Origin of the sequence: Methanosarcina sp. WWM596 (genome assembly GCF_000969965.1) — an archaeon.
Lineage (GTDB): Archaea > Halobacteriota > Methanosarcinia > Methanosarcinales > Methanosarcinaceae > Methanosarcina.
In genome coordinates, this window is sequence record NZ_CP009503.1 from 893,277 (window position 1) to 906,924 (window position 13,648).

Genomic DNA, 13,648 nt, shown 5'->3' on the forward strand with positions numbered 1-13,648 from the left:
ATAATAATCATATATGGCCAGTTTTTTAGACAGATATATATGATTTGTCATACAGATGAAAAACTATGTTTGGAAACAGCAGGAAAATATTCATCTGGTTATTTGCAATAATTGCAGCACTCTCTATATTTTTTCCTCTAATGTAGCTGCCGTTTCAGAGGTAATTCTCAGACCATCAGCCGGGACAAACTGGGGGGATAATCCGGTTACATTAGATATTTTCGTAGTCCCTGACACAGATATTGCAGGCATGCAGTTTGACATGAAATTTTATGAGTCATTGCTGCAGGTAACAAATGTGACTGAAGGTGACCTGTTTGAGCAGAGCGGAATGGAAACTTTTTTTTATCCGAGACAGAAGGATACGGGAGTACTCAAAAATGTATACGGATGTATTCTGGGAAAAGGGGAAGTTTCGATTTCCGGTACATTTGCAACAGTTACACTGTCTTTTAAGATTTAGAAAATCCTGTTACGTGTGTAAATTATACAGTTCTCAGGAATGCAGGTTTTGTAACAACAAGCATTGAAGTTCTGGATACGACCTCCTGCCTGGTTTCAAATGAGTCTGAGGGAATGGTGTATAAATACCTGAATATATGGGTAGGGAAGAACGGGTATTCAACTGAAGAAAATATAGGAAATCCGGTGATCAATTTTAGAGTAAGCAAAATCTGGCTGGAAGAAAACTGGATTCAGGTAGCAAACGTTGAACTCAACAGATACCACTTATATGCATGGAATCCTCTGCCCACCGTAAAAACAGGAGAAGATTCCGATTATATATTCTTTGAATCAAAAACTCCGGTATTTTCTCCGTTTGCAATAACAGGCCAGAGTTCCCAATTTGCATCCGGCCCGGAAAATCAGGTTCCTGACTCCAAAGAAATCCTTACATCAGGACCAGCCGGCGAAGAAAACTCTGACGCAGCCTTTTCTTCTGAAAAAAACAGAAATCGTTCAGAGTGAAGAGGATCAGGAAGACCGGAATTATCAGGCATCAGCATCTGGAATCTGGGGTACCGGAATATTATTCCAGGGAGCACTGTTGTTCTTCAAAAGATATCGAGTGTGAAATAACTTATTCTCACCTTTCTGTTATCCTTCTATTTTTTCTTTCTGTTATCCTTCTATTTTTTCTTTCTGTTATCCTTCTATTTTTTATTAGTTACAACCTTCCCGGAAGTAAAATTCCCAAAACACAAAAAACTGAAGTTAACAGGAACATTGCAGAGGTTGCCTGCTTTTCAGTTAACCTGTAGTGGTAAGGCAGAACCCATTTAAGAGTAAGAGCATTGGGGACATCCAGAGTGCCATCTTCCCTTATTTTTCCGAACTTGGCAGACGGGTACTTTTTAACTTTCCAGTAGACGTACATAAGAAAATTGACTGTATGCGGGATGAGCATAATAAAGCCGCTTATAATGAAGCCCTGGATGATAATAATAGTCCCGATTGCAGCTCCGACTGTAAGCGACCCGACATTTCCCCAGAAGATCCTAGCAGGGTACTGTTCGTAGAGATAAAACCCGATAGTAGCTCCTGTTATGGCAACAACGGATATTATATTCTCAACATCGTGTATCAGGACCGATTTTATAATCAACGAGACCAGAATAATTATAGCTAATCCTGAAGCAAGCCCGTTGTATCCGGAATGCATATTAACAAGGTTTGATGCAACCAGCACATATGTCGGGACAATAAATTGTAAATAAAGTATTCCAAGTTCCAGGGCTCCAATGTTTGGAAGGGTCACTGCAGTGTGAGTCGCATACTGAATAAGCGGATAAGAGCAGTAATACATGATCAGCAGCTTGGAAGTCCTTCCAATATTGATCATATCATCAAGGACGCCAAACAGCCCGAAAAGTGCAATGACAATCATTGCGACATAGTTTGTGGGTGTGAACTTGAAAAAGAGGGAGTTCATGGAAAGGGAAAGCATTGCGATCAGCAGAATTAAAGTCCCTCCACGGTCTGCTACCATCGGCAGGCCCTTCTTGTAAACGTCCTTAGTGACAATATTGTTTTCGGTCAGCTTCTTTATAAAGTACGGCATTGAGACTGCAGTTACTATCAACGGAACAAAGAAATTGCTTGTAAGCATAATATTTTGAATAAATGAAGCTGAACTTAATATCATTTTTTACTGCCCTTCACCGTTACTTTTCATGTTTTTTCTGGTAAATACAACATACATTTAATCCGGAACATTTTAAACATAATGATAGATATACTTACCGAAAAAATACAGTAGTTCCGACCATACTTACTTCCGAATGACAAAAACATGTTGATTTTACTTTTTATCCACCCATTTTCATAAAATTTTATATTATTGATTAGAGTTTAAAATTTTTAAGCTATAATTCCCACTAACATTTTTCAAAAAATAATTTGAGGTCTTGATTTACAGGAGGTATAAAGTCTCAAAATAAATAAGAACTATAGTCTAATTTTACTGCGAACAGTTCATTAAAACAAAGCCTTTAAATCTCGTACCTGTCATAAGCTTCACAGATAAAATGCTAAAACTTAAAAAATCCCGTTTTTTTATTATAATTACGATATTATATGCAATAATGGTTTTTTATCTCTCAGTCAGTGCCAGCATAGGGGGCCTCAAACGCTTCCTTAAAATGGATCTGGGTTACCCTGTTAGAAATATTCTTGTTGCCAACAACCTCTCTTCTATCACGGAATTTTTGATTGATTGTCTGAATGTTGTTCAGAAAGCATCCTTAGACCCAGGGCATATAGGTATATATTTCGGGATGGGAGTTTTACTGTATTTTGTATTTTTAACTTCTAAAAACCCGGCACTAGTGAGATATTCGGCGGTCTGTGCAGTATCCATAGGAACTGCCTACGGTATACTGAACGAAATATTCCAGACGTTCCTTCCTTACCGGACTGCAAGCGTGGCAGATATTGTTTCAAATCTCCTTGGGCTGGTACTTGCACAGATTTCCGTAATTCTTTTTGCGTTTGCATTAAAAATATTCTTTTATAAAAAAAACATTAAAAAATCAGTAGATTAAGAGCCTATTCAAAAGTCCTGTTGCTCTTAACGTTATCCATAAAGGTTTGATTTTTTTTAAGAATTCATCAGAGATCTCATAGTCGTAACTGATTTTACTTTTTGTCATTACAATGTATGACTCTGAAGCATGATTTCTATACTTATCGGATAGTCTCTTACTCAGATTGTAGGTTTCCCGGTCAGAAAATAACTCTACTCCAGGATCTTAAATCAAAAAGTTTAATACTTCGGACAGGAATTTCCATTTAAAATGTTATTATCTATGTAAGGACACGTTGGTAATATATCACAAAAGAAAACGCTTATTCTTCTCAGTAAACTTTAGATCTTTTTGAACTTAAGACCAGCTTAACAGTCTACGAGATTTACTTCTCCAGAAGGAGCTGAAAAGCAATAACCTTCAAAAAAATAAAGCGACCCTACTTTAATTTCATGATAAGATGACCTAATTACAACTAAAGACATCAATTTCCCAGCGCAAAACATCTGCTGCTGGATTCGTAACAAAATAAAGAATAATGCCACTGAAAGGTTCTAAACCAGGATCTTAAACTGGTTTAAAAGCTATTTGTGAATGGTAGATGGAACGTTTAAGGGGGCAGTTGGACGTCATCTGAAATGCAAAGTGAAAATAAGGTGCGTGAATTGAAACAAATAGCGGTGTTAATGCTTATTTTCTTTATATTTTCGTTATTGGTGGTAGTTGTGGATTCGGACTTGGGCTCTGCCGCAGATGTCGAAAATGAATCAGTTGTTGCAGATTTTACTACTTCTCCGCAATCGGGGGAAGCTCCGCTAACAGTACAGTTTACTGACACCTCAACCGGAAGCCCAACATCCTGGCTCTGGGACTTCGGAGACGGTAGTACATCAAATTCTCAAAGCCCTTCCCACACCTACTCTAATGCGGGAACATACACCGTAACGTTGACGGTAAGTGATAGCTGGGCCTCGGACAGTGTTAAAGGCTATATTACTGTTAAAGAAAAAGCCATAGTTCCCGTTGTAGTAGCCAGTTTCAGCTCTAATGCAACTTCAGGTAAAGTGCCTCTCACAGTCAAGTTTACCGATAACTCAAGCGGCGGGCCGACTTCCTGGAAATGGGACTTTAACGGGGATGGGACCATAGACTCAACAGTCCAGAATCCGGTTTACACCTATTCTACTGCCGGAACATATTCGGTAACCCTGAATGCAACCAATGGCACTGTCAGCAGTGAGCTTACAAAATCGAGTTACATTTACACTGGAAATGGGCCAACAGCTAGTTTTACTACTTCTCCGCAATCGGGGGAAGCTCCGTTAACAGTACAGTTTACTGACACCTCAACCGGAAGCCCAACATCCTGGCTCTGGGACTTCGGAGACGGTAGTACATCAAATTCTCAAAGCCCTTCCCACACATATTCCAGAGCAGGGACGTATACAGTGAAATTAACCGTGACAAATTCATACGGGTCCTCCGGTACGGCTTCCTCTTCTATCACTGCATACTCAATCGCTGTACCTGTAGCTGGTTTTAGCTCTAATGCAACTTCAGGCTCAGCTCCTCTTTCTGTCCAGTTCACTGACCAGAGTACCAACGGCCCTACAGCCTGGAAATGGGATTTTAACAGTGATGGAACAATTGATTCAACAGTACAAAACCCTGTTTATGTGTATACAGCTCCGGGAACCTACTCAGTTACCCTGAGTGTAGTCAACGGTACTGCAAGGGATAATGTCAAAAAATCTAACTTCATTACGGTAGGAAGTTCGCTTCTCGCTTCTTTTACCATTTCCCCACAGGCAGGTAATGCTCCGCTTACTGTTCATTTTAATGATACTTCTTCCGGAAATGTGACTTCCTGGGCCTGGGACTTTGGGGACGGAAATACTTCAGCATCTCAGAATCCATCCCACATCTATTTCAGAGCCGGAAGTTATGCCGTGAAATTGACCGCAACAAATGCTTTTGGGTCTAGCACCAGTGCTCTTTCCTTTATAAAAGTGTTATCGATTACTTCACCTGTTCCTGATTTTACATCAAACGTAACCTCAGGCCAGGTTCCACTTACCGTTCAGTTTCAAGATTTATCTACCGGAGGCCCGACTGCATGGGAATGGGATTTTAATAGTGACGGAACAATTGATTCAACAGTACAAAATCCTGTTTATCGGTTTATGACCAGCGGGTTCTATACGGTTACTCTGAGGGCAGGTAACGGTACTGCGTGGAGCAACATTACCAAATCTAACTATATTATGGTCGGAGACGGGATCCATGCTTCGTTTGTTACTTCTACACGCACAGGGAATGCCCCCCTGACCGTTCAGTTTAACGACACTTCCTCGGGTAACGTTACCTCCTGGTTTTGGGACTTTGGAGACGGCAAGACATCTACCATCCAGAATCCGAGCCATGGGTATTCAGAATCCGGAAGTTACTCCGTAACCCTTAATGTCAGCAATGTTTACGGGTATAGCGCTGTTACCTGGGCTGATTTCATTAAAGTCGGCGAGGACGAAGGAGGCAGTGGGGGGTCGGTAAGCTCTGGTGGGACCTCTCCAGGTGCAGGTGGAATTTCTCCAGAGCCTGCAAGTAATGTTGAAGTCAAAGAACTTGCTCAGGAGTTCATTACAGCCGGATCCCACAAAAGGTTCGAGTTCGTTAAAAATGCCACTTCCATTATGTATGTGAAGTTTGATTCATACAGGAATTTCGGGGAAACAATAGCCATAGTTGAGCAACTTAAAAGCAGGTCGGTTCTGACCCCAATAGAACCTTCCGGAAAGGTCTATACATATCTGAATATCTGGGTGGGAAATAAAGACTTTGCAACTTCGGGGAATATTGGCAATGCTATTGTAGGATTCAGGGTTAAAAGGTCTGCAATTTCAGAATATGAGGCTGAGAAATCTTCAGTTTTTATGTACAGATATTCGGATGGGAAATGGAATGCTCTCCCTACACGTAAAATGGGAGAAGACAACCATTATATGTATTTTGAATCCAGAACTCCGGGTTTCTCTTCGTTTTCAATCATAACCGGCAAGAAAGCTATTGAGTATCAAGAAAAAGAGAACGAATCTGCAGAACAGCCTTTTGAGCTTTCAATAAATAGCAGGCAGGTTGAAATGCCTGGTTCCGGGTTCATGCCAGCGACTGAACATAAAGACTGGTCAAAAGTTTCCAAAGCTATCAAAGTTTTTGTCGGGTTTATGGTAATACTTCTGATTGCAATTGCTGTAACGGAGAAAAAGAGATGATACCAGGTAGTTTGAATATCATACTCACCGTGGATTTTTTTCTCCGTCAATTTCTATCGGGGTCATTATGGAGTTCAGGTCTTAAAGGGTATTTAGAGCCTTATCTGTCGTAAGTGAGCTCTGTTGAAGACTCCCTCATCATGGTGATTGTCGTCTTAACTTCGATTATCAATTCCGTAAATTCGTAGAAACGAGGCTCAAGCCCGTAGGTAAGAAGGGGCATCGGATTATTATCGGTAACCACACTGCTTGCAGTAGTTACCATCAGCATTCGTGTTTTGCCCAGAAACAGTAGTAACAGAGTAGAGAAAAAACGAGAAAATTTTTAAGTTCCAGTCTCGATGATGGTTATTCACAGGCAGAGGCTACGTATTTTATTCCAGAATCAGGAATTAAAAGCGTAGATGAATATCATTGCCTAGGTAAATTTGTTCACAATAATATGCTACTTTATATCTATATTTATTTTACACTATCTTACCTATTTAATCGCAAATACGATTGTACATAGCTAGATATTAGACAAGTAAATAACTTTAGGAACCTGACTTCCGCCTTTTTAGGTGCATATATACTTTTCCGTAAGTATATAAGGTCAGATGATTACGATTTAGAGATTCTACCTTGCATCCCACTTTCCGCAGTATTTTTCGTATATTCATTATTTTTCTTGCTATCGATTTTTGTCCTAACGTGAATTTCTCGGATTTCTATGCAGGAGTTAAAAATGGCTATACGGTATGTTCAGAGACCAAAAAACTTAGTATTCAATTTTTATTCAAATTTCAGTTTGGGTATATTAATTGAGAATTTTTGAAAAACGCTATCGGAAAAAATATTGATTTTCAAAAAAATACTGCGGAATGTAGGTTGCATCTGATGCGCTTAAGTTTAAGCGCATGAGTTGGTATCAGGCGACATTTATGCGCTTAAAAATACGGAACCAAGGTTAGGAAACATAGTTTCTGAAGATAGGCACTTAATAAGTGGATGTTTGGGGAGAACTTGTAGGGGTTTCAAAAAAGACAAAATTAAAAATTCATTTGATAAATGAGCCTATCCCGAAACTAACATTATACATAAATTATATATTTAATAACATATATTTTTGTATAATTTATATGAAGAAGCGTAAAACCCCTGAGTCTTTAGCTCAGGGGATATAAGCGTCAACTTCAACCCTGATTCCGTATGTAATATTCTGCCGCCTCTTTACTAACATTTCTGATAGTAAACGCAAAATAACCATCACTCCATAACGTATTCTCACCCCAATAATACTTTTTCAGATATTCTTTTTGAGTTTTCCATAACCTGTTAGTATATTCTTGTTTCAATTTTCTGATAATTGACAATACGCTAACTTTCGGCTCACTCTTGATCAAGAAATGAATATGGTCTTTGTCAGTTTCCATTTCAAGGATTTCAAAGTTAGACTCTTTTGAAATGTCAATCATAATCTGTTTGAGTTCTTCGCTAATTGGTTCAAGTATGACTTTTCGGTATTTGCAAACAAAAATAACATGATACATTAACAAAAATTTGCTATAATTCCGTGTTTCATACTTCGTATTTACCAAAAAGTATGTATGTTGTTAAATCATATATGCCTTTGTATGATGCAAGCGTTCAAATTTAGACTCTATCCTACAACTACACAAGCTATTCAATTGAATCAGCATATAGGTAGCTGCAGATTTGTCTATAATTGGGCACTTGACCAGAAAATTAAAACTTATGAGCAGACAGGGGAATCAATTTCCAGATTTGACTTAAACAAATTAATTCCTACTCTAAAGGCTTCTAATGAGTGGTTAGGGGAAGTTAACTCTCAATCATTACAGGGGATGACTAAGCAGATTGAATCCGCTTTCACTAGATTCTTTAGAGAGAAAACAGGGTTTCCAAAGTTCAAATCAAAAAAGAATCCGATACAGTCTTTCCCTGTACCTCAACACTACACTGTAAACTTTGAAAATAATACTATCAAGCTTCCTAAAATAGAACCAATTAAAGCAGTTCTTCACAGGAAGTTTGAAGGAGAGCCCAAAACGGCTACGGTATCAAGGACATGTAAAGGACATTACTACATCAGTATCCTTGTTGAAGATGGAAAAGAACTTCCAGTAAAGGAAGCTTTCACAGAATCAACAACAGTAGGAATTGATGTAGGTATCAAAGACTTTGCTGTCCTTTCAACAGGAGAAAAGGTTGAGAATCCAAAGTACTTGAAAAACTCTCTTAAAAGGCTCAAAGTATTACAGAAAAGAGTCTCAAGGAAACAGAAAGGCTCTAAGAACAGGGCAAAAGCTAAACGAAGACTTGCTGTACTCCATGACAAAATAACAAATCAGAGAAATGACTTCCAGAACAAACTCTCTTTTAGACTTGTTAGCGAAAACCAAGCTGTAGCTCTGGAAACTCTAAATGTTAAAGGCATGGTTAAGAATCATCACTTAACACAGGCTATAAGTGATTCTGCGTGGAGTAGTTTTGTAACAAAGTTGGAATATAAGGTTCAATGGTTTGGAAAAACCGTCCTGAGAATAGGACAATTTGAACCCTCTTCTAAGCTATGTAGTGTGTGTGGATACCACAATAAAGAGCTTCAGCTAAAAGACAGAGAATGGATTTGTCCAGACTGTAAAACCAAACACGATAGAGACATTAATGCCGCTATCAATATCAAAAAATTCGCTCTCATAGATCAGAATCTAATTGGATTATGACACCGTAGGGACTACGGGGATGAGCTTGGGGACTTGCCCTCAATAGAGGGAGGAATGAACCAAGAAGCCACTCAGTCTTTAGCTGAGTGGTAGTTCACTATATTCTATGAGAATCCATAGAACCCTATCTTCCTTCACAGAAACTCATATTAGAAGGTCTCTTGCCAGACTTCTGGAAGTTAAAAAAATGGATTTAGTTGCCGTTACAACAGATTGTACGTGAAAGATGCTTCGTAGATATGGCTCGAAGTCAACAGTTCATAGATTTCATCTCTACTTGTGTAAACATGTACCTATCAGAAGATTTTCAATGAATTACAAAATACGTATAACATGGTAAATAACTATCCAACTAAATGATAACAACAATGGAAAAATTCCCATATTTAAAGAACTTTCTAGAAACTCCTCCCCACGCTTTGAACCCGAAAGTATATATTTAATGCCAAGAAGTAAACCCAACCCGACTAATACCATATTATTGTAATCTGGGAGACCAAATACAATATTCATAAAAATTGTACTTGATGATGTAGTAGTGATTATGCTTGTAAACATAATATATCAGCTCTTTTATGGTTAAATATTAATCACAATTTGTAGTACGTACAATAAATAAGACATTCTTTAAGAAGATTCCGAAAACAAACTGAAAGTTGTTTATTTGTTATTTAAGTCTGCTTTTTATTTTTTATAATTAGTGATCAATTTAAAAGAACATTGACTATTTTTTGAAACACAGGGGATAGTTAGAGTATTCCGAGTCCGTGTCCCATAAGAGGGATAACTCCGAAAGAAAATACATTTATAAAACCATGTATCAATGCAATGAAAGGAAGGCTTCTTGTTCTATAGAACAAATATCCAATTAAAAATCCTGTAAAGGATGCATATAATATTTCATATGGAGACCCCAAACCGGAGTTCATGAGCCCGAAAACCAGGCTTGAAAGAACCAGACCACCCCGTGACCCAAATATTCCCTCAAGTCTTGTCTGGAGGATTGACCTGAATAATAGTTCTTCAGTAATCCCTACAAAAAAGACCATTACAACTGTAAGCTTTAAGATATTTATGAAAGAAAGATCAGGAATAAGTGAGACTGTTTGCGTGATAAACGATTCACCCTGCCCCAATAAGAGGCCAATAATAATTGATACAGGAAGATAATACCATATTTTTTTGAAACTCAGCCCTAACTGTTCATATGTAAACTGTTGACGAATTGTAACGATGGCCAAAGGAATGATCATTGGTGCGTAAATGTACTCGAAGGATAGAAGAGAAGATTCAGGGAACATAGGCACTGAAAAATTAATAAGGCGGAAGATCGGAAGTAACAGGAAAACCTGGCAGATGTTTCGGATTTCCTGCTCTTTTATGAATATTGAGATAAGAGATAAAGCTACCAGTATACCTGTATACAACAAGAGAGCAATTTTAATTTCTCCAGAATAAATCAACGATTCGGGAAGAACAATTAGAAGAAGAAGAACACCTGCAAGGGCTTCTTTACTCTGATATTTTGAATTTTTCAGTTGTACTTCTGGATTTTCGGCAGATTTCCCGAAAATTGTGGTTTCTTTGCTGCAGTTTTTCATACTTAATTACTCCATATTCACTACGCCTTCGATATATCAATCGCAGAGATAAAGATCTCGATAAGGGATATTCGTCTTGCTTTCATTGTAAAGCAGGAACTCAAGTTTCATATTTTTCCCTCAGAAGGGGTAACAATAACTAGCTCTTCCCACGCCTCATTACGAACAAAGCTTACTGGTACCTGTTTTTCCGGAAGAGTAAGGGGCCTGTTTTGAAACCTTACTTCCATTGTGTAGTTTATAGGCCTGTACTCATGATTTACGACTCCTACTATTGGCTAGTATTATAAAGGACTCCTACTATTGGCTAGTATTATAAAGGATTTCTACTATTGGCTAGTATTATAAAGGATTTCTACTATTGGCTAGTATTATAAAGGATTTCTACTATTGGCCTAGTATTATAAAGGATTTCTACTATTGGCCTAGTATTATAAAGGATTTCTACTATTGGCCTAGTATTATAAAGGACTCCTACTATTGGCTAGTATTATAAAGATTATTATGAGCAACAGATCTAAAGAAAATTTTTCGATGTCCAAACATAAATCCTTCTAAAATATTATTATGTTCTGGAAATCTTACTAAGAGACATTCCTGAGCATACCTTATAAATATAATAGTTTATGGCATTCAATTCTAGTCCAATTTTTGTATAGTTACTTACAAACTTTTATTCCAACCTTTTTATAATCTATATAAATTGAGAAAATAACCTACTTTGATTAATAAAGCACCAATATTCCTTTTAATATATTTATTTTCTGAATATAATATTGACTTTCATTTATTTCTTAGTGAACTAAATTTTTCTAAATTCTTATCTTAAGACTCGAATTTTAGAATAAATCGAAGAAAATATGAGCATAATATATAAAGTATCATATTAAGATTACTAATATATTTAGTATGGAATATCATATTTTAACATTTATCTTTAATAAATAGTAAAATATGATGCCTCAGTTAAAATACATTTCAATTGAATTGATATTTATTCTTTCTGAAATAAAGTAATATCCAAAGTTACTTATATTTATAGGTTCTATCCACAAATCGATTTTATAAATAAGAAAATGTTTAGAAGAACTTAGAAGGTCTTGCTATTTTTTAGCAAGTGTATTATAATTCAGTGGTTGGAATTGGTTTTACTCTAAATTATAGACAGTTATTCCGAATTTATTTGCTTGAGTTAAATTTATTCGATTTCAGGCACATCTCAAGTAAAGCATCATATTTCAGTTGTGGGTGAATGGACATGTATGAGGAGGCTTTACCGGAGGTTGCAGTTATTCTTCCGGCGTTTAATCGAGAAGTTGAGATTGGAACAGTTGTGCTGATCGCCAAGCGCTATGCAAACCGGGTCATCGTTGTAAATAATGGTAGTTCAGATCAGTGTGCAGAAGTGGCCGAACTTGCAGGAGCCGAAGTAATTCAGGATTTTTTAAACACAAGTAAAAATTATTCTCTTAAAAAAGGCATAGAGGCTGCAAAAGGTGCCGATATCATTGTCACGATGGACATGGATATTTGCAGAGATCCAAAATTAATCCCAAAGATGATCGCGCCCATTACAGAAGGAAATTTCGACTTGACAGTAGGAACCTGCTTACACAAGCGTCAGAGAAATTCCGAAAATGTCCTTTTGATTAAAAATAAAAAGACAGAAGGTGAACCAGTGGGTTTTCTGGCCTTCTCAAAAGCCTGTCTTGAGGAACTTGAACTTTCCGATGTCTATCTTAATTCCATTCGTTCTATTATGACTACCTGTGAGAGAAATAAAATCAAGGCCCATCACATTGACCTGCAGGAAGAACACGAAAAGACCCTCTTTAAAGCCTACAAGATCGGAGTCGTGGTTCCCGCCTACAACGAAGCACTTTTAATCCAGGAAACAATTGACGGGATCCCTGATTACGTGGATAAGATCTATATAATAAATGACTGCAGTACCGATCGTACAGGAGAGATCATCGACCAGATGATCGACCCCAGAATAGTACCAATACATCATAAAGTTAATAAAGGTGTGGGTGCAGCAATCATAAACGGCTACAAAAGAGCCCTTTCAGATGAAATGGATCTGGTTGCGGTTATGGCTGGAGATAACCAGATGGATCCCGCTCATCTTCCCCGCCTCCTCTTTCCTATTATTGAAGGGAAAGCCGACTACACCAAGGGAAACCGTCTTCTCTCAAAGGACATGAGGAAAGGAATGAGCGCCTGGAGAGCCTTTGGCAATGGACTCCTTACCTTGATAACAAAAATAGGAAGTGGGTACTGGAATATTACAGACCCTCAAAACGGTTACACTGTAATTTCTCGAGAAGCACTTGAAGTGCTTGATCTGGATTCAGTATATACTTATTATGGTTACTGCAACGATCTCCTGATAAAACTCAACGCTTTTGGCCTGCAAACAATGGACGTATCAATGCCCGCACGTTATGGCAGAGAAACATCTACTATCAAGTACGGTGTCTACATCAGAAAAGTTGCCCCCATGATTTTCAAAGGCTTTTTATGGAGGCTGAAGATGAAATACATAATTCTTGACTTCCACCCTCTGGTTCTGTTTTATATTGCAAGTATGTTACTGGTGCCTATTGGGTTTTTATTTGGAGTATGGATCGTTCTGCAAAAGTTAGTCTTCCACGGGCCCGTTTCGGCAAATTACCCACTTCTGGATGTGTTTATTTCACTCATGGGTATGCAATTACTTCTCTTTGCGATGTTCTTTGATATGCAGGTGAATAAGGCAACAAATTGGAATTATCCGGGCTTAAACTAATTGTTGAGTTTGTGGAATGCTTGAGAGCTATTCAATAATAAGTGGTTAGAAATTTTTGTCAAGGAGCTATCTGAGTGAAGTAGATAATAAAGACGGAATCTTCTTGAAAGAACTGGAAAGTCTGCGAAAAAAATGGATGGAGGGTGTGATGCCAGATGATCGAGGATAAAAATGCTAATTTCATAGAGGGAGGCTTAATATCCTGCATATCTGCTCAAACTTTCATGGTGAT

The 13,648-nt window shown here is 37.8% G+C and carries 9 protein-coding genes and 1 pseudogene; 6 read left to right on the forward strand and 4 right to left on the reverse strand.

What is annotated here, in order from left to right; translation table 11 throughout:
• Positions 1–55 precede the first annotated feature (55 nt).
• A complete protein-coding gene (locus tag MSWHS_RS04025; protein WP_052722558.1) occupies positions 56–463 on the forward strand; it encodes a cohesin domain-containing protein in 408 nt (135 codons plus the stop codon).
• 11 nt (positions 464–474) lie between these two features.
• Positions 475–969, forward strand: a pseudogene (locus MSWHS_RS04030) (PGF-pre-PGF domain-containing protein); the annotation flags it as partial.
• 199 nt (positions 970–1,168) lie between these two features.
• Here MSWHS_RS04030 and MSWHS_RS04035 read toward each other — a convergent pair.
• On the reverse strand, positions 1,169–2,110 hold the full coding sequence (locus MSWHS_RS04035; protein ID WP_231585573.1) for a glycosyltransferase 4 family protein: 942 nt from the start codon (positions 2,108–2,110) through the stop codon (positions 1,169–1,171).
• A 418-nt stretch (positions 2,111–2,528) separates the two neighbouring features.
• On the opposite strand from MSWHS_RS04035, the gene MSWHS_RS04040 reads away from it, so the two are divergent.
• Both MSWHS_RS04040 and MSWHS_RS04045 read left to right on the forward strand, forming a co-directional pair.
• Positions 2,529–3,044, forward strand: a complete 516-nt coding sequence (locus MSWHS_RS04040) for a VanZ family protein (protein WP_048158766.1) — start codon at positions 2,529–2,531, stop codon at positions 3,042–3,044.
• A 707-nt stretch (positions 3,045–3,751) separates the two neighbouring features.
• Positions 3,752–6,295 carry a PKD domain-containing protein gene (locus MSWHS_RS04045; protein WP_231585574.1) on the forward strand — a complete coding sequence of 848 codons (2,544 nt, stop codon included), beginning with the start codon at positions 3,752–3,754 and terminating at the stop codon, positions 6,293–6,295.
• Between the two features lie 100 nt (positions 6,296–6,395).
• On the opposite strand, the gene MSWHS_RS20840 is transcribed toward MSWHS_RS04045, so the two are convergent.
• Together MSWHS_RS20840 and tnpA are read right to left on the reverse strand one after the other, a co-directional pair.
• Entirely contained in the window at positions 6,396–6,560 is a 165-nt protein-coding gene (locus MSWHS_RS20840) for a hypothetical protein (RefSeq protein ID WP_231585575.1), read from the reverse strand.
• A gap of 910 nt (positions 6,561–7,470) precedes the next feature.
• A complete protein-coding gene (tnpA, locus tag MSWHS_RS04050) occupies positions 7,471–7,875 on the reverse strand; it encodes an IS200/IS605 family transposase (protein ID WP_156151187.1) in 405 nt (134 codons plus the stop codon).
• A 36-nt stretch (positions 7,876–7,911) separates the two neighbouring features.
• Between tnpA and tnpB the strand changes: the two genes are divergently transcribed.
• Positions 7,912–9,024, forward strand: coding sequence for an IS200/IS605 family element RNA-guided endonuclease TnpB (tnpB, locus tag MSWHS_RS04055; RefSeq protein ID WP_048158768.1), 1,113 nt, complete (start codon positions 7,912–7,914; stop codon positions 9,022–9,024).
• 749 nt (positions 9,025–9,773) lie between these two features.
• Here tnpB and MSWHS_RS04060 read toward each other — a convergent pair.
• Entirely contained in the window at positions 9,774–10,625 is an 852-nt protein-coding gene (locus tag MSWHS_RS04060) for a CPBP family intramembrane glutamic endopeptidase (RefSeq protein ID WP_048126235.1), read from the reverse strand.
• 1,252 nt (positions 10,626–11,877) lie between these two features.
• Between MSWHS_RS04060 and MSWHS_RS04065 the strand changes: the two genes are divergently transcribed.
• Positions 11,878–13,416 carry a glycosyltransferase gene (locus MSWHS_RS04065; protein ID WP_048126237.1) on the forward strand — a complete coding sequence of 513 codons (1,539 nt, stop codon included), beginning with the start codon at positions 11,878–11,880 and terminating at the stop codon, positions 13,414–13,416.
• The last annotated feature ends 232 nt before the right edge of the window (positions 13,417–13,648 follow it).

What these genes read in the sequence shown, in the direction of transcription:
- MSWHS_RS04025 (WP_052722558.1), top strand. Translation starts at nt 56, where the DNA reads ATGAAAAACTATGTTTGGAAACAGCAGGAAAATATTCATCTGGTTATT.
- MSWHS_RS04035 (WP_231585573.1), bottom strand. Translation starts at nt 2,110, where the DNA reads ATGCTTACAAGCAATTTCTTTGTTCCGTTGATAGTAACTGCAGTCTCA.
- MSWHS_RS04040 (WP_048158766.1), top strand. Translation starts at nt 2,529, where the DNA reads ATGCTAAAACTTAAAAAATCCCGTTTTTTTATTATAATTACGATATTA.
- MSWHS_RS20840 (WP_231585575.1), bottom strand. Translation starts at nt 6,560, where the DNA reads ATGGTAACTACTGCAAGCAGTGTGGTTACCGATAATAATCCGATGCCC.
- tnpB (WP_048158768.1), top strand. Translation starts at nt 7,912, where the DNA reads ATGATGCAAGCGTTCAAATTTAGACTCTATCCTACAACTACACAAGCT.
- MSWHS_RS04060 (WP_048126235.1), bottom strand. Translation starts at nt 10,625, where the DNA reads ATGAAAAACTGCAGCAAAGAAACCACAATTTTCGGGAAATCTGCCGAA.
- MSWHS_RS04065 (WP_048126237.1), top strand. Translation starts at nt 11,878, where the DNA reads ATGGACATGTATGAGGAGGCTTTACCGGAGGTTGCAGTTATTCTTCCG.